The organism is Cellulomonas sp. FA1, from assembly GCF_000986825.1.
Classification (GTDB): Bacteria; Actinomycetota; Actinomycetes; order Actinomycetales; family Cellulomonadaceae; genus Cellulomonas; species Cellulomonas iranensis.
The window spans coordinates 745,890-765,120 of record NZ_LBMY01000001.1 but is presented as its reverse complement, the minus strand read 5'-3'; the positions used below and the strand labels follow the sequence as shown (position 1 = coordinate 765,120).

The 19,231-nt window shown below is 74.6% G+C and carries 22 protein-coding genes; 10 read left to right on the top strand and 12 right to left on the bottom strand.

Annotation, left to right across the window (positions count from 1 at the left end; translation table 11 throughout):
* Nucleotides 1–64 precede the first annotated feature (64 nt).
* Nucleotides 65–823 carry a hypothetical protein gene (locus GY42_RS03375; protein WP_046528256.1) on the top strand — a complete coding sequence of 253 codons (759 nt, stop codon included), beginning with the start codon at nt 65–67 and terminating at the stop codon, nt 821–823.
* Nucleotides 824–833: 10 nt separating this feature from the next.
* On the opposite strand, the gene glgA is transcribed toward GY42_RS03375, so the two are convergent.
* Nucleotides 834–2,063: a glycogen synthase gene (gene glgA / locus GY42_RS03370; RefSeq protein WP_046528255.1), complete on the bottom strand. Its 1,230-nt coding sequence runs from the start codon at nt 2,061–2,063 to the stop codon at nt 834–836.
* Nucleotides 2,064–2,170: 107 nt separating this feature from the next.
* Between glgA and GY42_RS03365 the strand changes: the two genes are divergently transcribed.
* Nucleotides 2,171–3,412 carry a glucose-1-phosphate adenylyltransferase gene (locus GY42_RS03365; protein ID WP_046528254.1) on the top strand — a complete coding sequence of 414 codons (1,242 nt, stop codon included), beginning with the start codon at nt 2,171–2,173 and terminating at the stop codon, nt 3,410–3,412.
* A 100-nt stretch (nt 3,413–3,512) separates the two neighbouring features.
* Nucleotides 3,513–4,178: a phosphoserine phosphatase SerB gene (serB, locus tag GY42_RS03360; protein WP_269082295.1), complete on the top strand. Its 666-nt coding sequence runs from the start codon at nt 3,513–3,515 to the stop codon at nt 4,176–4,178.
* Nucleotides 4,179–4,185: 7 nt separating this feature from the next.
* Here the strand turns inward: serB and GY42_RS03355 are convergent, their stop codons facing one another.
* From GY42_RS03355 to fabG, 3 genes are all read right to left on the bottom strand, one after another.
* Nucleotides 4,186–4,704: a SixA phosphatase family protein gene (locus GY42_RS03355; RefSeq protein WP_046528253.1), complete on the bottom strand. Its 519-nt coding sequence runs from the start codon at nt 4,702–4,704 to the stop codon at nt 4,186–4,188.
* Nucleotides 4,705–4,771: 67 nt separating this feature from the next.
* Nucleotides 4,772–5,539: an enoyl-ACP reductase FabI gene (gene fabI, locus GY42_RS03350; protein ID WP_046528252.1), complete on the bottom strand. Its 768-nt coding sequence runs from the start codon at nt 5,537–5,539 to the stop codon at nt 4,772–4,774.
* Nucleotides 5,540–5,611: 72 nt separating this feature from the next.
* Entirely contained in the window at nt 5,612–6,361 is a 750-nt protein-coding gene (gene fabG / locus GY42_RS03345; RefSeq protein WP_046528251.1) for a 3-oxoacyl-ACP reductase FabG, read from the bottom strand.
* 164 nt (nt 6,362–6,525) lie between these two features.
* Between fabG and GY42_RS03340 the strand changes: the two genes are divergently transcribed.
* Genes GY42_RS03340 through GY42_RS03330 form a run of 3 tightly spaced genes read left to right on the top strand, consistent with a single transcriptional unit; the run spans nt 6,526 to nt 8,059 of the window.
* Nucleotides 6,526–6,861: a DUF3099 domain-containing protein gene (locus tag GY42_RS03340; RefSeq protein ID WP_046530487.1), complete on the top strand. Its 336-nt coding sequence runs from the start codon at nt 6,526–6,528 to the stop codon at nt 6,859–6,861.
* A complete protein-coding gene (locus GY42_RS03335) occupies nt 6,858–7,106 on the top strand; it encodes a hypothetical protein (RefSeq protein ID WP_046528250.1) in 249 nt (82 codons plus the stop codon). The genes GY42_RS03340 and GY42_RS03335 overlap by 4 nt, the downstream gene beginning before the upstream one ends.
* Nucleotides 7,103–8,059 (top strand): SURF1 family cytochrome oxidase biogenesis protein, encoded by a 957-nt coding sequence (locus GY42_RS03330; protein WP_236686703.1) that lies wholly within the window; start codon nt 7,103–7,105, stop codon nt 8,057–8,059. The genes GY42_RS03335 and GY42_RS03330 overlap by 4 nt, the downstream gene beginning before the upstream one ends.
* Nucleotides 8,060–8,111: 52 nt before the next feature.
* Here the strand turns inward: GY42_RS03330 and GY42_RS03325 are convergent, their stop codons facing one another.
* Entirely contained in the window at nt 8,112–9,710 is a 1,599-nt protein-coding gene (locus GY42_RS03325) for an ABC-F family ATP-binding cassette domain-containing protein (RefSeq protein WP_046528249.1), read from the bottom strand.
* A gap of 234 nt (nt 9,711–9,944) precedes the next feature.
* Between GY42_RS03325 and GY42_RS03320 the strand changes: the two genes are divergently transcribed.
* Genes GY42_RS03320 through ypfJ form a run of 4 tightly spaced genes read left to right on the top strand, consistent with a single transcriptional unit; the run spans nt 9,945 to nt 12,932 of the window.
* Complete coding sequence (locus tag GY42_RS03320) at nt 9,945–10,607, top strand: biotin transporter BioY (RefSeq protein ID WP_046528248.1); 663 nt, start codon at nt 9,945–9,947, stop codon at nt 10,605–10,607.
* A gap of 10 nt (nt 10,608–10,617) precedes the next feature.
* The gene (locus GY42_RS03315; RefSeq protein ID WP_046528247.1) at nt 10,618–11,349 is read left to right on the top strand and encodes an energy-coupling factor ABC transporter ATP-binding protein; all 732 of its coding nucleotides are present in this window, start codon (nt 10,618–10,620) and stop codon (nt 11,347–11,349) included.
* Nucleotides 11,346–12,011 (top strand): energy-coupling factor transporter transmembrane component T family protein, encoded by a 666-nt coding sequence (locus GY42_RS03310; protein ID WP_082131337.1) that lies wholly within the window; start codon nt 11,346–11,348, stop codon nt 12,009–12,011. The genes GY42_RS03315 and GY42_RS03310 overlap by 4 nt, the downstream gene beginning before the upstream one ends.
* A 48-nt stretch (nt 12,012–12,059) precedes the next feature.
* Entirely contained in the window at nt 12,060–12,932 is an 873-nt protein-coding gene (ypfJ, locus tag GY42_RS03305) for a KPN_02809 family neutral zinc metallopeptidase (RefSeq protein ID WP_046530484.1), read from the top strand.
* 72 nt (nt 12,933–13,004) lie between these two features.
* Here the strand turns inward: ypfJ and GY42_RS03300 are convergent, their stop codons facing one another.
* From GY42_RS03300 to sufB, 7 genes are all read right to left on the bottom strand, one after another.
* Nucleotides 13,005–13,370: a metal-sulfur cluster assembly factor gene (locus tag GY42_RS03300; RefSeq protein WP_046528246.1), complete on the bottom strand. Its 366-nt coding sequence runs from the start codon at nt 13,368–13,370 to the stop codon at nt 13,005–13,007.
* A complete protein-coding gene (gene sufU, locus GY42_RS03295) occupies nt 13,367–13,885 on the bottom strand; it encodes a Fe-S cluster assembly sulfur transfer protein SufU (protein ID WP_082131336.1) in 519 nt (172 codons plus the stop codon). The genes GY42_RS03300 and sufU overlap by 4 nt, the downstream gene beginning before the upstream one ends.
* A complete protein-coding gene (locus GY42_RS03290) occupies nt 13,882–15,213 on the bottom strand; it encodes a cysteine desulfurase (RefSeq protein ID WP_046528244.1) in 1,332 nt (443 codons plus the stop codon). Before GY42_RS03290 ends, sufU begins: the two co-directional genes overlap by 4 nt.
* A gap of 139 nt (nt 15,214–15,352) precedes the next feature.
* On the bottom strand, nt 15,353–16,117 hold the full coding sequence (gene sufC / locus GY42_RS03285; protein ID WP_046528243.1) for a Fe-S cluster assembly ATPase SufC: 765 nt from the start codon (nt 16,115–16,117) through the stop codon (nt 15,353–15,355).
* A 20-nt stretch (nt 16,118–16,137) separates the two neighbouring features.
* Nucleotides 16,138–16,470 (bottom strand): non-heme iron oxygenase ferredoxin subunit, encoded by a 333-nt coding sequence (locus tag GY42_RS03280; protein WP_046528242.1) that lies wholly within the window; start codon nt 16,468–16,470, stop codon nt 16,138–16,140.
* A complete protein-coding gene (gene sufD, locus GY42_RS03275) occupies nt 16,467–17,771 on the bottom strand; it encodes a Fe-S cluster assembly protein SufD (RefSeq protein WP_046528241.1) in 1,305 nt (434 codons plus the stop codon). The genes GY42_RS03280 and sufD overlap by 4 nt, the downstream gene beginning before the upstream one ends.
* On the bottom strand, nt 17,771–19,228 hold the full coding sequence (gene sufB, locus GY42_RS03270; protein ID WP_046528240.1) for a Fe-S cluster assembly protein SufB: 1,458 nt from the start codon (nt 19,226–19,228) through the stop codon (nt 17,771–17,773). Before sufB ends, sufD begins: the two co-directional genes overlap by 1 nt.
* Nucleotides 19,229–19,231: the final 3 nt, after the last annotated feature.

The following is a 19,231-nucleotide window of genomic DNA, read 5'->3' as shown; positions in this document are numbered from 1 at the left end:
GGCGCGCGACCGGGTCGCGGGCACGTCGTTCGGAGCACGCCGCGGCACCACCTACCGTGGTGCCGTGGCTGCCTCGCTCGACCTGCCCCGCTCCGTCCTGCTCGCGCTGTGGCTCACGGCCCCCGGCTCCCGGGACGGCGCGCTGGCCGCGGTCCAGCACGACGACGAGCCGCACGCCGTGACGTCCGAGGGCGAGACGCTCGCGCTCGACGCGTGGCTCACGTGGCTGGGCTCCCCGGTCGACGAGGTCGCCGTGCTGCTGCCCGTGCCCGGCGAGCCCGTCGCGGCACCGCCCGAGGTCTCGGGCGCCGCCGTCGAGGCCGGGGAGTGCGTGCTGCTGCGCGCCGGCGCGCGCTCGCTCGCGCTCGTGCCGGAGGTCGAGCGGTTCGGGTCCGACCTCGAGCCCGGCCACCTGGTGACGTGGCAGACCTCCCCCGTGCCGGACTGGCGCACCGCCGTGTGGGCGCAGGTCGGCACGCTCGAGGACGCCGAGCGCGACCTGCGGCAGGGCCTGCTCACCGCGACCGAGGCGCTCGTGCAGCTCGGGGTCGAGCGCTGGCGGCCCGACGCGGCCGACGACATCGCCTCGGTGCGCGACGGCGCGCTGCCCGCGGGGCGCCTGCCGGGCGGGGTCGCGGGCCAGCGCGTGCGCGTGCTGTCGAGCGCCGCGCGGCTGCGCGCGATCGTCGCGCTCGCGACGCAGGACGACGGCGGCGCGGTGAACCTGTGGCAGGCCGACCAGCGGTCGACCGCGCTGCGCGAGGTCGACCGGGTCGCGCGCCGCGCGATGGCGGCCGCCGCGACGCAGCTGCGCCGCGGCTGACCGCCGACGCTCAGCGCTCCAGCACGCCCCGGTAGACCTCGAGCGTGCGCTCGCCGATCGCGTGCCACGAGAAGTGGTCCTCGACGCGCCGGCGCGCCGCGACCCCCCACGCGGCCGCGCGCGCCGGGTCGGACACGGCCTCGACGAGCGCGGCCCCCAGGTCCGCCACGAAGCGCTCGGGGTCGACCGGCGTGCCGGTGCCGTCCTGCACCTGCTCGATCGGCACGAGCCAGCCCGTCACGCCGTCGTCGACGACCTCGGGGATGCCGCCCGTGGCGGTGCCCACGACCGGCAGCCCGACGGCCATGGCCTCGAGGTTGACGATGCCGAGCGGCTCGTAGACCGACGGGCACGCGAACACCGTGCCGTGCGCGAGGACAGCGACGAGTTCGTCGCGCGGCAGCATCTTGTCGATCCACACCACACCGGTGCGCCGCGTGCGCAGGTCCTCGACGAGGCCCGTGACCTCCGCGAGGATCTCGGGCGTGTCGGGGGCGCCCGCGCACAGCACGACCTGCACGTCGGCGGGCAGCGCCTCGACCGCGCGCAGCAGGTACGGCAGGCCCTTCTGGCGCGTGATGCGGCCCACGAACACCACGGCCGGGCGGTCGGGGTCGATGCCCAGGCCCTGCACGACGGCGCGCGCGTGCGCGAGGTCGTCGTCCGACGTCGGGCGCCGCCAGCCGTCGAGGTCGATGCCGTTGTGCACGACGTGCACGCGCGCGGGGTCCACCGCGGGGTACGAGCGCAGGATGTCGGCGCGCATGCCGCCGCTGACGGCGATGATCGCCGCGGCCGACTCGTAGGCGGTCCGCTCGACCCAGGACGACAGCGCGTACCCGCCGCCGAGCTGCTCGGCCTTCCACGGCCGCAGCGGCTCGAGGCTGTGCGCCGTCAGCACGTGCGGCACTCCGTGCAGCAGCGACGCGAGGTGCCCGGCGAGGTTCGCGTACCAGGTGTGCGAGTGGACGAGGTCGGTCGGCGCCCCGTCGCCGTCGACGCGCCCGATGCCGTCGACGATCGCGAGGTCGACGCCCATGGTCGCGAGCGCCGGGTTGGCGCCCGCGAGGCCGCCCGGCACGTCGTAGCCGTACGTGCCCGGTTCCGCGACGGGCGCGTCGAAGCAGTGCACGCGCACGTCGACGCGTTCGCGCAGCACCGCGGTCAGGCCCGCCACGTGGACGCCCGCGCCCCCGTACACGTGCGGCGGGTACTCGCGGGTCAGCAGGTCGACGCGCACCGGATCCTCCCGTCGTGACCGGCCCACCGCCGGTCTCCAGGCGACACGCTAGCGCCCGGCGGCGCGGTGACCTCGCCCGGGACGCGTCTCGGGCCTAGGTTGGGCACATGCCAGCGCCGCGTGTCCTCGCCATCGTCCTCGCCGGAGGGGAGGGCAAGCGGCTCATGCCGCTCACCGCGCACCGCGCGAAGCCCGCGGTCCCCTTCGGCGGCATCTACCGCCTCGTCGACTTCGCCCTGTCGAACGTCATCAACTCGCGGTACCTGCACGTCATCGTGCTCACGCAGTACAAGTCGCACTCGCTCGACCGGCACGTGTCCAAGACGTGGCGCATGTCGTCGCTGCTCGGCAACTACGTCGCGGCGGTGCCCGCGCAGCAGCGCGTCGGCAAGCACTGGTACCTGGGCAGCGCGGACGCGATCTACCAGTGCCTCAACATCATCGACGACGAGCGCCCCGACATCGTGGTCGTGGTCGGCGCCGACCACGTCTACCGCATGGACTTCTCGCAGATGGTCGACGCGCACATCGACTCGGGCGCCGAGCTGACCGTCGCGGGCATCCGGCAGCCCATCGGCATGGCCGACCAGTTCGGCGTCATCGAGACCGTCCCCGGCGACCCGTCGCGCATCGCCGCGTTCCGCGAGAAGCCGTCCGACCCGACGCCCGTGCCGGACTCCCCGCTGGAGATCCTGGCCTCGATGGGCAACTACGTCGCGAACGCCGACGCCCTGGTCGAGGCGGTGACGGTCGACGCCGAGAACGTGAACTCGCGCCACGACATGGGCGGGGACATCGTGCCGTGGTTCGTCGAGCGCGGGACGGCCGGCGTGTACGACTTCATCCGCAACGACGTGCCCGGCTCGACCGACCGCGACCGCGACTACTGGCGTGACGTCGGGACGATCGAGTCGTACTTCGACGCGAACCACGACCTCATCTCGGTCGAGCCGGTGTTCAACCTCTACAACGACGCGTGGCCGCTGTACACGGGCTACACGGGCCTGCCGCCCGCGAAGTTCGTGCACGCGGGCGCGGGCCGCCTGGGGCACGCCGCGGACTCGATCGTCTCCCCCGGCGTGGTCGTGTCGGGCGCGACCGTGTCGGGGTCGGTGCTGTCCCCCGGCATCCGGCTGCACTCGTGGGCGCAGATCACCGACTCGGTGCTCATGGACGGCGTGCAGGTCGAGCGGTACGCGCAGATCCACCGCGCGATCCTCGACAAGAACGTCGTCGTGCCGGAGCGTGCCCGCATCGGCCTCGACCCCGAGCACGACCGCGCGCGCGGCTTCACGGTGACCGACAGCGGCATCACGGTCGTCCCCAAGGGCACGATCATCACGGACTGAACCGCGCCCTCCCGTCGGCGGGTGCCGGCGGGAGGGCGGCGTCCGCACACCCTGCGGACGCCGCCGCGGGCACCGACCGGCCGCCACTACCCTGCCGGTCGTGGACACCCGCCCCGCCGCGCCCGCCGACACGCGACGCCTCGTCGTCATGGACGTCGACTCGACCCTCATCACGGGCGAGGTCGTCGAGATGCTCGCCGCGCGCGCCGGGTCGGTGGACCTGGTCACGGCGATCACCGAGCGCGCCATGCGCGGCGAGATCGACTTCGCGCAGTCGCTGCACGAGCGCGTCGCGACGCTCGCGGGCCTGCCGGTCACCGTGTTCGACGACGTGCTCGCCGAGGCCGAGCTCACGCCGGGCGCGCGCGAGCTCGTGGCCGAGCTGCAGCGCCGCGGCTGGCCGGTCGGCCTCGTGTCCGGGGGGTTCGTCGAGGTCGTCGCGCCCCTCGCGGCGGGGCTCGGCATCGAGCTCGTGCACGCCAACCGGCTCGAGGTGCGCGACGGGCGGCTCACGGGCCGCGTCGACGGCCCCGTGGTCGACCGCGCGGCCAAGGCGACGACGCTCGCCGACTACGCGCGACGCACCGGCATCCCCCTGGAGCGCACGATCGCGATCGGCGACGGCGCGAACGATCTCGACATGCTCGCGGCCGCCGCGACCGGCGTCGCGTTCAACGCCAAGCCCGTCCTCGCGGCCGCGGCCGACGCGGTCGTCCGCGACCGCCTCGACGCCGTGCTCGCGCTCGACGCGTTCTGCGAGCGCTGATGCCGCCTCAGGGCGTGCGGACCGCCACGAGCCGCGCCGCGCCGAGGTCGAGCCGGGCCCACGGGCCGTCGACCTCCAGCAGGCTCCACGTCGCGGTGGGCACGCCGGGGCGCACGCGCGCAACGGCGCCGCCGTCCGACCCGGGGCCCGCCAGCGCGTCGGCGACGTGCGACACGGTCGGCTCGTGCCCGACCACCAGCACGGTCGCCGCATCCTGCGGCACGCCGCGCACGAGCCCGAGCACGTCGGCCGCGCCCGCGTCGTAGAGCGCGTCGGTCACCGTGACCGCGGCGTCGGGCGCACCTGCCGCCGCGAGCGGCGTCCGTACGAGCTCCCACGTCTGCCGCGTGCGCAGCGCCGACGAGCACAGCACGTGCGTCGGTGCGAGCCCGGCCTCGGCGAGCGCGGCACCGACCGCGCTCGCCTGCCGCCGTCCCGCGAGCGCGAGCGGCCGCTCGTGGTCGACCACGGCGCCGCCCGGCTCGGCCTTGGCGTGACGCAGGATGACGAGGTGGTGGGTGCTCACGTGCCCAGGGTCGCAGACGCTCGGCGCGACGTCAGGGCGCGTCGCGCCCGGCGGGACGCGACGTACGTCACTGCCCCATGGCGTGCACGCCGCCGTCGACGTGCACGATCTCGCCCGTGGTCGCGGGGAACCAGTCGGACAGCAGCGCGGCGACGGTACGCGCGGTCGGCTCGGGGTCGGTGACGTCCCAGCCGAGCGGTGCGCGGTCGGACCAGCGGCCCTCCATGGTCTCGAACCCGGGGATCGACTTAGCGGCCGTCGTGCGGATCGGCCCCGCCGAGACGAGGTTGACGCGCACGCCCTGCGGGCCGAGGTCGCGCGCGAGGTAGCGCGCGGTCGACTCGAACGCGGCCTTCGCGACGCCCATCCAGTCGTACACGGGCCACGCGTAGCGCGCGTCGAACGTGAGGCCGACGAGGCCCGAGCCGCGGGTCAGCAGCGGCAGCGCGGCGACCGCGAGCGCCTTGAGCGAGTACGCCGACACGTGCACGGCGGTCGCGACGTCCTCCCACTCGCCGGCGAGGAAGTTGCCGCCCATGACGGACTGCGGCGCGAACCCGATCGAGTGCACGACGCCGTCGAGGCGGTCGGCGTGCTCGCGGACGCGGTCGGCGAGCGCCGCGAGGTCGTCGGCGTTCGTGACGTCGAGCTCGACGACGGGCGCGGGCTGCGGCAGCCGGCGCGCGATGGCCTGCGTGAGGCGCAGCTGGCGCCCGAACGACGTGAGGATCACCTGCGCGCCCTGCTCCTGCGCGAGGCGCGCGACGTGGAACGCGATCGACCCGTCCGTGAGGACGCCGGTGACGAGGAGGGTCTTGCCCTCGAGGAGTGCCATGGTGTGCCTTTCGCGGTCACGGTCCGCCGCGCGGGGCGCGTGCGGTCGGGAGGGTGGGGGTGGGGCGCGGGCTCAGTGGCCCATGCCGAGGCCGCCGTCGACGGGCAGCACGGCGCCCGAGACGTACGCGGCCGCGTCGGACGCGAGGAACTGCACGGCGGCGGCGACCTCGTCGGCCTGGCCGAACCGGCCCGCGGGGATCGAGCCGAGATAGGCCTGCTGGCGGTCCTCCGGGAGTGCCTTGGTCATGTCGGTGTCGATGAACCCGGGGGCGACGACGTTCGCGGTGATGCCGCGCGCGCCGAGCTCGCGCGTGATCGAGCGCGCCATGCCGACGAGCGCCGACTTCGACGACGCGTAGTTGACCTGGCCCGGCGAGCCGTAGAGGCCGACGACGGACGAGATGAGGACGATGCGGCCGCGGCGCAGCCGGATCATGCCCTTGCTGGCGCGGCGCACCACGCGGAAGGCCCCGGTGAGGTTGACGTCGAGGACCTCGGCGAACTCGTCGTCGGTCATGCGCATGAGCAGCTGGTCGCGCGTGACGCCGGCGTTGGCGACGAGCACCTCGACGGGGCCGTGCGCGGCCTCGACCTGCGTGAACGCCGCATCGACGGACGCCGTGTCCCGCACGTCGCCGATCACCTCGAGCACGCCCTCGGGGGCGCCGCCCGAGCGGACGATCGTGGCGACCTTGTCACCCCCGGCGACGAGCCGCTCGGCGATCGCGCGGCCGATGCCGCGGTTGGCGCCGGTCACCAGCACGCTGCGCTGGCGGGGGGTCGCGTCGGGGGTCGTGGGCTCGGGTGTCGTGGCAGGCACGGGACACGACGCTAGCCGAGCCGGTGCGCGGCACGGCGGTGCGGGGCGCCACGAGTTGGGGGCCGGGCGTTGTGGGACCTCGACAAAGCGTGACCTGCGCCGCACGGCGGCCCCGGTGCGGCGCCCGCGCGGCCGGGCACAGGACCGACGCCTACCATCGGGTGGTGAGCACGCGTCGGCACGGTGCCCGGCAGGAGCCGGAGGTGCACCGCATCACCTCGGCCCCCGAGTCGCCGGCCGACGACCTGGCCCGCCGCCAGCGCCGCTACCTGTGGCAGATGGGCGTGCGCGTGGTGTGCTTCGTCGCGGCAGGGCTGCTGTGGTCGCACGTGCCGCTGTGGGTGCCGCTCGCGCTGCTGGTCGCCGCGAGCGTGCTGCCCTACGTGGCGGTGCTGCTCGCGACCACCGCCCGGCGGCGCCGGGAGGAGCCCGACGTGTACTACGAGGCGCGCGAGATCGGTCCCGCGCCCCGCAAGGACGAGCTGGGAGGTGGACGGTGAGCACGACGCCGGACGGGTCGGCCGTGCCCGATGCGGTCGACGAGCTGGTGTGCAGCGCGCGGGGGTGCCGGCAGGCGCCCGCGTGGGGCGTGCTGTGGAACAACCCCAAGCTCCACACGCCGCAGCGCCGCAAGGTGTGGCTCGCGTGCGAGGACCACCGTGAGCACCTGTCGGAGTACCTGCGGGTGCGCGACTTCCTGCGTGACGTCGTGCCCGTCGACGACCTGGACCGGGTCGGCGCGTGACCGCCGCGCCGCCCGCGGGCGACGACGTCCTGCGCCTGACGCCCGCGGACCTGCGCGCCGACGCGCGCCGCCGCGCGCTCGGGCTGCTGGTCGTCGGGCTCGTCATGGCGGTGGTCTGCACGTTCCTGGGCCGGTGGCAGTGGCACCGGCACGTCGCGCGGGACGCCGCGATCGCGGTCGTCGAGGCGAACTACGCGGCGGAGCCGGTGGACCTGGCGGACGTCGTGCCCGACCCCGCCGCGGCGCTGCCCGACGCCGACGCGTGGCGCTCGGTCGTCGTGCAGGGCCGCTACCTGCCGGGGTCGACCGTGCTGCTGCGCAACCGCCCCGTCGACGGCACGCCCGCGTACCACGCGCTCGTGCCGCTGCTGGTCACGGACGCCGCGCCCGGCGCGTTCGGGCCGCCGGTCGACGCGGGCCGCGTGCTCGTCGTGGACCGCGGGTGGGTGCCCACGGGGTCGGACGGCTCGGCCGACGTGGACGTCCCGGCGCCGCCGGCCGGGGACGTGACCGTGACGGTGCGGCTGCGCCCGGGCGAGCGCCCCAGCACGCGCACCGCACCGGACCGGCAGGCGCACGCGATCGCCCCCGCGCAGGTGCTCGCCGCGGGCGGCGTCGACGCGCCGCCCTACGCGGCCTACGGGGCCGTCGTGCGCGAGGTCCCCGCACCGGACGAGGTGCTGGGCACGCTCGCGGCCCCCAGCACCGACCCGGGGTCGCACCTGTCGTACGCGTTCCAGTGGTGGGTGTTCGCCGCCGGCGGGCTCGTCGCGTTCAGCGTGTCGGCCCGCCGCGAGTGGACCGGGGTCGGCGGGCCGCCCGTCGGGCCCGCGACGCCCGACGGCACGCCCGCTCCCCCGACGCCCGCACCGCGCCCGCGGCGCGCCCGCGGACGCGACGAGATCGACGAGGACGCCGAGATCGACGCGCAGGAGGCCGCGCGGCGGGTCTGAGCCGACGCGCCCGCCCGGGCCGGGCCCGGGCCGGGGCGGACCCGCGCCCGGGTCAGGCCAGTGCGATGAGGTCCAGGTAGTCGGGGCCGAAGAGGTCCTCGTCGCCGTCGGGCAGCAGCAGCACGCGCTCGGGCTCGAGCGCTGCGACCGCGCCCTCGTCGTGGCTCACGAGCACGACCGCCCCCGTGTAGCCCCGCAGGGCCGCAAGGATCTCCTCGCGGGACGCGGGGTCGAGGTTGTTCGTCGGCTCGTCGAGCAGCAGCACGTTCGCGCTCGACACGACGAGGGCCGCGAGCGCGAGCCGCGTCTTCTCGCCGCCCGAGAGCACGCGCGCGGGCTTGTCGGCGTCGTCGCCCGAGAACAGGAACGAGCCGAGCACCGAGCGCACCTGCGTGTCGGTGAGGTCGGGCGCCGCGGTGCGCAGGTTCTCGACGACCGTGCGGTCCAGGTCGAGCGTCTCGTGCTCCTGCGCGTAGTACCCGAGCTTGAGCCCGTGGCCCGCGCGCACCTCGCCCGTGTCGGGGTCCTGCAGCCCGCCGAGGATCCGCAGCAGCGTCGTCTTGCCGGCGCCGTTGAGGCCGAGGATGACGACCTTGCTGCCGCGGTCGATCGCGAGCGAGACGTCGGTGAAGACCTCCTGCGACCCGTAGGACTTCGACAGGCCCTCGGCCGTGAGCGGCGTGCGACCGCACGGCGCCGGGTCCGGGAACCGCAGCTTGGCCACCTTGTCGGACACGCGGACCTCCTCGAGGCCCGAGAGCATGCGCTCGGCGCGGCGCGCCATGTTCTGCGCCGCGACGGCCTTGGTGGCCTTGGCGCGCATCTTGTCGGCCTGCGCGAGCAGCGTCGCGGCCTTCTTCTCGGCGTTGGCCCGCTCGCGACGGCGACGCTTCTCGTCCGTCTCACGCTGCTTCAGGTAGGCGTCCCAGCCGAGGTTGTACTGGTCGAGCTGCGACCGGTTCGCGTCCAGGTGGAACACCTTGTTGACCGTCGCGCGCAGCAGCTCGACGTCGTGGCTGATGACGACGAACCCGCCGGGGTAGACCTTGAGGTAGTCGCGCAGCCAGACGATCGAGTCGGCGTCGAGGTGGTTGGTCGGCTCGTCGAGCAGCAGGGTCTCGGCACCCGAGAACAGGATGCGCGCGAGCTCGACGCGACGACGCTGACCACCCGACAGCGTGCCGAGCGTCTGCCCGAGCACGCGGTCGTCGAGGCCGAGCGCCGCGGTGATGCGGTGCGCCTCGCTCTCGGCCGCGTAGCCGCCGGCCGCGGTGAACCGCGCCTCGAGCCGCGTGTACCGGTCCATCGCCTTGTCGCGCGTCGCGTCGTCGGCCGACGCCATGAGCCCCTCGGTCTCGCGCATCGCGGTGAGCACGGCGTCCAGGCCGCGCGCCGAGAGCACGCGGTCCATCGCGAGCTGCTCGAGGTCGCCCGAGGCCGGGTCCTGCGGGAGGTAGCCGACGTCGCCGCCGCGCGAGATCGTCCCGCCCGTGGGCTGCGTCTCGCCCGCGAGGGTCTTGGTGAGGGTCGTCTTGCCGGCGCCGTTGCGGCCGACCAGCCCGATCCGGTCGCCCGCGGCGATCCGGAACGTCGTCGGCTCCAGCAGGACGCGGGCGCCGACGCGCAGCTCGACGCCCGAGGCGGTGATCACAGGTGGTCCCTCGGTTCCGTGCAGATGGTCCGGGCAGATGTCCGTGCGGACAGGTGCGGGTGCGTGCGGCGCTCGGCTCGGTGTCCGACGAGCGACTTCCTACGAGAAAGCCGCGGCGGTTCTGGCGGCCCGCACAAACGCCCACCATCCTACCGAGCCGCTAGCGTGGCCAGCGGCCCGAGCACCCGTCGGACGACCACGGGCACCGCCCAGCCCACCGCCAGGAGGCCCGCCATGTCCAGCGCTTTGCCCGACGACCGCGCGTCGTCCCTGGTCGACGCGTCGACCGCCCCGGTGGCCGACGCGCCCGCCTCTCCCCCGGCGCCGCGCGCCGCACGCCGCACGAGCACCGACGTCGCGCTCGTCGCGACGTTCGCGGCGTTCGTCGCGGCGTGCGCGCTCGTGCCCGCGATCCCCACGGGCACGCCCGTGCCGATCACGCTGCAGACGTTCGGCGTGGTCGTGGCCGGGCTCGTGCTCGGTGCGCGGCGCGGGTTCCTCGCCGTCGCGCTGTACCTCGTGGTCGGCCTGGCGGGCGTCCCGGTCTTCGCGGAGATGACCGGCGGGCTCGGCGTGCTGGGCAAGCCGTCGGCCGGGTACCTGCTGGCGTTCCCGCTCGCGGCGGCCGCCGCGGGGTGGCTCGGCGGGCTCGCGCTGCGCGCGCGCCCGCGGTGGCGCTACGCCCTGCTGGTCGCCGCGGGGCTGGGGTCGTCGTTCCTCGTGACGCACCCCGCGGGGATCGTCGGGCTCATGGCGCGGCTCGGGGTCGGGCCCGGCGAGGCGCTCGCGATCGACGTCGTCTACTGGCCCGGCGACGTCGTGAAGAACCTGCTCGCCGCCGGTGTGACGCTCGCGGTGCTGCGCGCGTTCCCCGACCTGCGCCGCGGCCGCGCATGACGCGCCGCGCGTGATCGAGCTCGACGCCGCCGAGGTCACCGCGTGGTCCCCCGACCCGGCGGGCGGGCCCGAGCGCGTGGTGCGCCTGCTGGGCCCGGTGACGCTGCGGCTCGGCGAGCGACGCGTCGCCGTCGTGGGGGCCAACGGGTCGGGCAAGTCCACGCTCGCGCGCCTGCTCAACGGGCTCGTGCTGCCGTCGGCCGGTGCCGTGCGCGTCGACGGCCTCGACACCGTGCGCGACGGCGCGGCCGTGCGCCGGCGCGTCGGGTTCGTGTTCACCGACCCCGACGCGCAGCTCGTCATGCCGACGCCGCTCGAGGACGTCGCGCTGTCGCTGCGCCGCACGGTGCCCGACGCGGCCGAGCGCACGGCGCGGGCCCACGCGGCCCTCGAGCGCATCGGTATCGCGGAGCGCGCCCACGTGTCGGTGCACCAGCTCTCGGGCGGGCAGCGCCAGCTCCTCGCGCTGGCCGCCGTGCTCGCGACCGAGCCCGCCGTGCTGGTGTGCGACGAGCCCACCACGCTGCTCGACCTGCGCTGGCGCACGCACGTCGACGCGCTGCTCGCGTCGCTCGACCAGCAGGTCGTGGTCGTCACGCACGACCTCGACGCGGCCGCGCGTGCCGAGCGCGTGCTCGTCGTGGACCAGGGGCAGGTCGTCGCGGACGACGCGCCCGGCCCGGCGCTCGCGCGGTACCGCGCGCTCATGACCGGGTCGTCGGACGCGGTGGCCACGCCGTGAGCCCGGTCGGCCGCCGCGGCGGGACGGCGAGCACCGGGCGCCCGCTGCGCGGGCCGTGGGCCGGACCGCTCGGCCTGCACCACCCCGGCACGAGCCTCGTGCACCGCGCCCCCGCGGGCCGCAAGCTCGTCGCCCTGGCGGCGCTCGGCGTCGTCCTGGTCGTGCTGCGCGGGCCGACGGCCGCGACGCTCGCGCTCGGCGTCGTGCTGGCGCTGGCGGTGCTCGCACGCCTCCCCTGGCGACGCACGGTCCGCGGGATGCTGCCCGTGCTGGTCGCCGCGGGCGTCCTCGCGGGCTACCAGACCTGGGCGCGCGGCTGGGAGGTCGGCGTCGAGGCCGCGCTCGACGTCGTCACGCTCGTGCTCGCCGGCACGCTCGTGACCGCGACCACCCGCGCCGACGACCTGCTCGCGGTCGTCGCCCGCGCGGCCCGGCCGCTGCGCCACGTGGGGCTCCCGCCCGAGACCGTCGCGCTGGCCGTGGGCCTGTTCCTGCGCACCGTGCCGGTCGTCGCCCGCGTGGTCGGCGAGTCCCGGGACGCCGCGCGGGCGCGCGGCCTCGAGCGCGACCCGCGCGCGACCGTCGTGCCCGCGGCCGTGCGGATGGTCGCGCACGCGCGCACGACCGGCGACGCGCTCGCCGCGCGCGGCCTCGCCGACTGACCCGCCGCTCGACGAGCGCGTCCGCGGGCCGGGACCTACCGTGTGCGCGTGACCTTCAGCCAGGGCGGGAACTTCGAGGGTGGGCGCGTCCGGCGCCGCGGTCGCGCGGGCGGCGTGGCGGCCGGCGGCGGGATTGTCGGGCTCATCGCCCTCGCGATCTACCTGTTCACGGGCCAGGACCTGTCCCCCGTGCTGCAGGGCGCACAGCAGGGCGACGGCGGCGGTCAGGTGACCGAGGTCGGCGAGTGCACCGTCGAGCAGGCCAACACGGACCCCGTGTGCCGGTTCTCCGCGACCCTGCAGTCGCTCGACGCCTACTGGGCGACCGCGGTGCCGCAGGGCGTGACGTTCCGCGCCCCCGGGGCCGACGAGTTCACGGGCGGCGTGAGCACCGGCTGCGGCCAGGCGTCGTCCGCGACGGGCCCGTTCTACTGCCCGCCCGACCAGCGGATCTACCTCGACATCACGTTCTTCGAGACGCTGCAGCAGCAGTTCGGTGCGCAGGGCGGCCCGCTCGCCGAGATGTACGTGTACGCGCACGAGTACGGCCACCACGTGCAGAACCTCACGGGCGTGTTCGACCGCGCCGACCGCAGCGGGGGCGGTGCGGAGTCCGACTCGGTGCGGGTCGAGCTGCAGGCCGACTGCTACGCGGGCATGTGGGCCGGTGCTGCCACGCAGACGCCCCGCCCCGGCACGGACACGCCGTTCCTCGAGCCGATCACCGCCGAGCAGCTCGCGCAGGCGCTCGACGCCGCGGCGGCCGTCGGCGACGACCACATCCAGCAGCAGTCGGGCGGCGGCGTGAACCCCGACACCTGGACGCACGGGTCGAGCGAGCAGCGGCAGCGCTGGTTCACCACCGGCTACGAGCAGGGGTCGCTCGCGGCGTGCGACACGTTCGCGACCGACAGCCTCTGACCGGCGTCCCGACCACCGGGCCGACGCACGCAGGCCCCCGCACCGGTCCGGTGCGGGGGCCTGCGTCGTGCGTCAGATGTTGAAGCCGAGGGCCCGCATCTGCTCGCGACCGTCGGTCGTGATCTTCTCGGGACCCCACGGTGGCATCCACACCCAGTTGATGCGGAATCCGTCGACGATGCCGTCGAGCGCCTGCGCGGACTGGTCCTCGATGACGTCGGTCAGCGGGCAGGCCGCCGACGTGAGCGTCATGTCGATGACCGCGGTGTTGGTCTGGTCGATGACGACGCCGTACACGAGGCCGAGGTCGACGACGTTGATGCCGAGCTCGGGGTCGATGACGTCGCGCATCGCCTCCTCGACGTCGGCGACCGTCGCGGCCCCCGCGGTTGCGGAGGCACCGTCGACCGCGGCGGGGGTGGTGGGTTCGGTGGTCATGCGTCCTCCGTCGTACGGGCACCGGACAGGATGAGGGCGTCGTCGAGCGCGACCCAGCCGAGCAGGGCGCACTTGACGCGTGCGGCGTAACGGGAGACGCCCGCGAACGCGACCGCGTCGCCCAGGGCCTCCTCCTCGGCCTCGTCGGCGAGCCCCGCACCCTGCGACTGCAGCATCGTGCGGAACGACGCGGCGAGCCGGTCGACGGTCGCGAGGTCCTGGCCGACGACCAGGTCGTGCAGCACCGACGTCGACGCCTGCGAGATCGAGCAGCCCTGGCCCTCCCACGCGACGCCGCGCACGACCGGCGTGCCGCCGCTCGTGTCGACGTCGACGTGCAGCGTCACCTCGTCGCCGCAGGTCGGGTTCACCTGGTGCGACGTCGCGGCGCACGTGCCGTGGTCGGCCGCCGCGACGCCGACCGCGCCGACGCCCTCGGGCAGGCCGCGGCCGTGCGGGAACTTCGCGTGGTCGAGGATGACCTGCTGGTACAGCTGCTCCATGGCCGAGCTCATGCGGGCCTCCCGTCCGTCGTCGTGCCGCCCAGTCCGAAGAACGCGCGGACCCCCGCGAGTGCTTCCCGGAACGCCGCGACGTCGTCGTCGGTCGTGTAGACGCCCGCGCTCGCACGGGCCGTGGCGGCGACGCCGAACCGGCGGTGCAGCGGCTGCGCGCAGTGGTGGCCGACGCGCACGGCCACGCCGGCATCGTCGAGCACCTGCCCGACGTCGTGGGCGTGCACGCCGTCGACGACGAACGACACCGCCGCGAGCCGGTCCCGGTTCTCGGTCGGGCCGATCACGCGGACGCCGGGCACGGACGCGACCGCGTCAAGCAGCAGCCCCGCGAGGTGCCGCTCGTGCGCCGCGACCGCGGGCATCCCGAGCTCCGACAGGTACGTCGCGGCGCAGCCGAGCGCGACGGCCTGCGACACCATCTGCGTGCCGGCCTCGAAGCGCTGCGGCGGCGGCGCGTACGTCGTCGTCTCCATCGTGACGACCTCGACCATCGAGCCACCGGTCGTCACGGGCGGCATGGCCTCGAGCAGCTCGCGCCGCCCGTACAGCGCGCCCACGCCCGTGGGGCCGTACATCTTGTGCCCCGAGAACGCCGCGAAGTCGACGCCGAGCGCGGCGAGGTCGACCGGCAGGTGCGGCACCGACTGGCACGCGTCGAGCACGGTCAGCGCGCCGACCTCGCGCGCGCGGGCCACGAACGCCTCGACGGGGGTGACCGCGCCGGTGACGTTCGACGCGTGCGTGAACGCCAGCACGCGCGTGCGTTCGGTGACGACCGTCGCGAGCTCCTCGGTCCGCAGGCGGCCGTCGTCGTCGACGCCGATCCAGCGCAGCGTCGCACCCGTGCGGGCCGCGAGCTCCTGCCACGGCACGAGGTTCGCGTGGTGCTCGGACTCGGTGACGACGATCTCGTCGCCCGGCGCGAGCGCGAACCGGCGGGCGGCCTGGCCCCCGCGCCCCGCGGTCGCGTTCGACATCGCGTACGCGACGAGGTTGATCGCGGCGGTGGCGTTCGAGGTCCACACGAGCTCGCCGGGCGTCGCGCCCACGAACTCGGCGACGCGTGCGCGGGCGTCCTCGAACGCCTGCGTCGCCTCCTCGGCGAGCTGGTGCGCGCCGCGGTGCACGGCCGCGTTGCGCCGCACGTAGAAGTCCTGCTCGGCGTCGAGGACGACCTCGGGCTTCTGCGAGGTCGCGCCCGAGTCGAGGTAGACGAGCGGGCGCCCGTCGCGCAGCGTGCGCTCCAGGAGCGGGAAGTCGGCGCGCACGGCGGCGAGCTCGGCCGCCGACAGGGTCGGCGCGAGCGGCTCGAGCGTGCTGGTCATGGGGTCCTCCGGGCGGACGGGAGGCGGCCGGCGGGGCGACCCCGCGGGGGCGCGGGGTCAGGTGGCGACGGTCGCCCAGGGACGAGGGTGCGGTGGCCGCCGGTGCGCGCGGGGCGCCCGGCGGCCACCGGGACGGTGCTCAGGCGGAGGTGCCGGCCGGCAGGAACCGGTCGTAGCCCTCGTTCTCGAGCCGGTCGGCCAGCTCGGGGCCGCCCTGCTCGGCGATCTTGCCGTCGACGAAGACGTGCACGAAGTCCGGCTTGATGTAGCGCAGGATGCGCGTGTAGTGCGTGATCAGCAGCATGCCGACGTCGGTGGTCTCGCGGACGCGGTTGACGCCCTCGGACACGATGCGCAGCGCGTCGACGTCGAGGCCCGAGTCGGTCTCGTCGAGGATCGCGAAGCGCGGCTTGAGCAGCTCCATCTGGAGGATCTCGTGGCGCTTCTTCTCGCCGCCCGAGAAGCCCTCGTTGACCGAGCGCTCGGCGAACGACGCGTCCATGCGCAGGTTGTCCATCGCGCCGCGCACGTCCTTGACCCACGAGCGCAGCGGGGGCGCCTCGCCGTCGATCGCGGTCTTGGCGGTGCGCAGGAAGTTCGACACCGACACGCCGGGGACCTCGACCGGGTACTGCATGGCGAGGAACATGCCGGCGCGGGCGCGCTCGTCGACCGACATCGCGAGCACGTCCTCGCCGTCGAGCAGCACGGTGCCCGACGTGATCTCGTACTTGGGGTGGCCGGCCAGCGAGTACGCCAGCGTGGACTTGCCGGACCCGTTGGGGCCCATGATCGCGTGGGTCTCGCCGCTGTTCACGGTGAGGTCGACGCCGCGCAGGATGGGCTTCGGGCCCTCCTTCGTCTCGACGCTGACGTGCAGGTCGCGGATCTCCAGGGTGGACATCTCGGGGTACTCCTCGGGGGTCAGAGCGGGGCGTCGACGTCGACGAGCACACGCTCGCCGTCGACGGTCACGGGGTAGACGGGGACGGGGCGGACCGCAGGCGGCGACAGGGGCTCACCGGTGCGCAGGTCGAACTTCGACCCGTGCAGCCAGCACTCGACCGTGCAGTCCTCGACCTCGCCGTCGGACAGCGAGACGGCGCCGTGCGAGCAGATGTCGCTGATGGCGTGCCAGTCGCCGGACTCGTCGCGCACGACGGCGACCTCGACGGGGCCGGCGGGGCCCTCGAGCTCGACGCGCAGCGTGCCGGCGACCGGCACGTCCGCCGTCAGGCAGGCGAGCTGAGCGGTCATGCCGTGGTCACCGACGCGTCGGAGCCCTCGACCTGGGGCGTCGTGCCGAGGATCTCGCTCATGGACTTCTCGAGCTCGGCCTCGATCGACGCGATGAGCCGCTCCTCGACCTCGGGCACGCCGATCTCGTGGATGAGCTCGGCGAAGAACCCGCGCACGACGAGGCGACGCGCGTCGGCCTCGGGGATGCCACGGGCGCGCAGGTAGAACAGCTGCTCGTCGTCGAAGCGCCCGGTGGCCGAGGCGTGCCCGGCCCCCTCGATGACGCCCGTCTCGATCTCGAGGTTCGGCACCGAGTCGGCGCGCGCACCGTCGGTGAGGACGAGGTTGCGGTTGAGCTCGTACGTGTCGGTGCCCTCGGCCGCCGCGCGGATCAGCACGTCGCCGACCCACACGGTGTGGGCGCCGGCGCCCTGCAGCGCGCCCTTGTAGGTCACGCGCGAGACGCAGCTCGGGACCGCGTGGTCGACGAACAGGCGGTGCTCCTGGTGCTGGTCGGCGTCCGCGAAGTACGCGCCCAGCGCCGTGACCGACGCACCCTCGCCGACGAACTCGGTGTCGGGCGTGACGCGCACGACGTCGCCGCCGAGCGTCACGACGATGTGCTTGACCGTCGCGTCGCGGCCGATGCGCAGGCGGTGGCTCGCGGCGTGCACCGAGCCCTCCGCCCAGTCCTGCACGGACACGACCGTCAGGTGCGCGCCGTCCTCCGCGACGATCTCGACCGTCTCGGTGAGGTTGGCGTGCCCGACGTGGTCGAGGACGACGACGCCCTGCGCGAGCGGCTCGGCGTGCACCAGCAGGTGCGCGGCCGTCGGCTCGAGCGGCGCCTCGTGCGTGCCGGCGCCCTCGACGCCCTCGACGACCACCGAGGTGACCTTCGAGGACACGGACTCGCGCGGCAGCGTCACGACGGTCGCGCGCTCGAACGACGCCCACGCGACGGCCGCGGCGCGGTCGCCGGGGACGCCCGCGCGGCCGAGCCGCGCGTCGTCGCGGTCGACGATCTCGACGCGCGCCTCGGGCGCCTCGACGACCGTCGTGAGGACGCCGTGGCCTGTCAGGACGCCGTCGCTCGCACCCGCGAACAGCGGTGCGAACCGGTCGACCGGCGCGAAGCGCCACTCTTCCTCGCGCCCGGTGGGCACGGGGAAGTCGGCGACGTCGAAGCTCGTGCGCCGCGCGGCGCGCGACGCCTCGGGCACCGTGCCGACGCCGTGGCTGTGCGCACCGTCGGCGACCGCGCGCGAGTGGTCCGTCGAGAGGCCGGTCGCGGCGCCCTCGTTCGTCGTGGTCGTCATCAGCCGACGGCCCCTTCCATCTGCAGCTCGATGAGGCGGTTGAGCTCGAGGGCGTACTCCATGGGCAGCTCGCGCGCGATGGGCTCGACGAACCCGCGCACGATCATCGCCATGGCCTCGGTCTCGGCCATGCCCCGGGACATGAGGTAGAACAGCTGGTCCTCGCTCACGCGCGACACGGTCGCCTCGTGGCCCATCGACACGTCGTCCTCGCGGACGTCGACGTACGGGTACGTGTCGGAGCGCGAGATCTGGTCGACCAGCAGCGCGTCGCACAGCACGTTGGACGCCGAGTGGGACGCGCCCTCGAGGATCTGCACGAGACCCCGGTAGGACGTGCGGCCGCCGCCGCGCGCGACCGACTTCGACACGATCGAGCTCGACGTGTGCGGTGCGGCGTGCACCATCTTGGAGCCGGCGTCCTGGTGCTGGCCCTCGCCGGCGAACGCGATCGACAGCGTCTCGCCGCGCGCGTGCTCGCCCATGAGGTAGATCGCCGGGTACTTCATGGTGACCTTGGAGCCGATGTTGCCGTCGACCCACTCCATCGTCCCGCCCTCGGCCACGGTCGCCCGCTTGGTCACGAGGTTGTAGACGTTGTTCGACCAGTTCTGGATCGTCGTGTAGCGCACGCGCGCGTTCTTCTTCACGACGATCTCGACCACGGCGGAGTGCAGCGAGTCCGACTGGTAGATCGGCGCGGTGCAGCCCTCGACGTAGTGCACGTAGGAGCCCTCGTCGGCGATGATCAGCGTCCGCTCGAACTGGCCCATGTTCTCGGTGTTGATCCGGAAGTAGGCCTGCAGCGGGATCTCGACGTGCACGCCCGGCGGCACGTAGACGAACGAGCCGCCCGACCACGTGGCCGTGTTGAGCGACGCGAACTTGTTGTCGCCCGGGGGCACGACCGAGCCGAAGTACTGCTCGAAGATCTCGGGGTGCTCGCGCAGACCCGTGTCGGTGTCGAGGAAGATGACGCCCTGCTCCTCGAGCGACTCCTGGATCTGGTGGTAGACCACCTCGGACTCGTACTGCGCGGCGACGCCCGCGACGAGGCGCTGCTTCTCCGCCTCCGGGATGCCGAGGCGGTCGTACGTGTTCTTGATGTCCTCCGGCAGGTCCTCCCAGCTGGTGGCCTGCTTCTCGGTGGACCGCACGAAGTACTTGATGTTGTCGAAGTCGATGCCCGACAGGTCCGCGCCCCACCAGGGCATGGGCTTCTTGTCGAACAGGCGCAGGGCCTTCAGGCGCGTCTTGAGCATCCACTCGGGCTCGTTCTTGAGCCGCGAGATGTCGCGCACGACGTCCTCCGACAGGCCGCGGCGCGCGGAGGCGCCGGCGACGTCGGGGTCGTGCCAGCCGTAGGTGTAGTTGCCGATCGAGGCGATGGCCTCGTCCTGGCTCAGCGGCTCGGTGGCCGCCGGCCGGGTGGCCGTGTCGTCCGTGGGTGCGCTCATGGT

Coding starts and splice junctions, on each gene's coding strand:
- GY42_RS03365 (WP_046528254.1), top strand. CDS start 2,171: ATGCCAGCGCCGCGTGTCCTCGCCATCGTCCTCGCCGGAGGGGAGGGC.
- fabI (WP_046528252.1), bottom strand. CDS start 5,539: ATGGCACTCCTCGAGGGCAAGACCCTCCTCGTCACCGGCGTCCTCACG.
- GY42_RS03320 (WP_046528248.1), top strand. CDS start 9,945: ATGTCCAGCGCTTTGCCCGACGACCGCGCGTCGTCCCTGGTCGACGCG.
- GY42_RS03300 (WP_046528246.1), bottom strand. CDS start 13,370: ATGACCACCGAACCCACCACCCCCGCCGCGGTCGACGGTGCCTCCGCA.
- sufU (WP_082131336.1), bottom strand. CDS start 13,885: ATGAGCTCGGCCATGGAGCAGCTGTACCAGCAGGTCATCCTCGACCAC.
- GY42_RS03290 (WP_046528244.1), bottom strand. CDS start 15,213: ATGACCAGCACGCTCGAGCCGCTCGCGCCGACCCTGTCGGCGGCCGAG.
- sufC (WP_046528243.1), bottom strand. CDS start 16,117: ATGTCCACCCTGGAGATCCGCGACCTGCACGTCAGCGTCGAGACGAAG.
- GY42_RS03280 (WP_046528242.1), bottom strand. CDS start 16,470: ATGACCGCTCAGCTCGCCTGCCTGACGGCGGACGTGCCGGTCGCCGGC.
- sufD (WP_046528241.1), bottom strand. CDS start 17,771: ATGACGACCACGACGAACGAGGGCGCCGCGACCGGCCTCTCGACGGAC.
- sufB (WP_046528240.1), bottom strand. CDS start 19,228: ATGAGCGCACCCACGGACGACACGGCCACCCGGCCGGCGGCCACCGAG.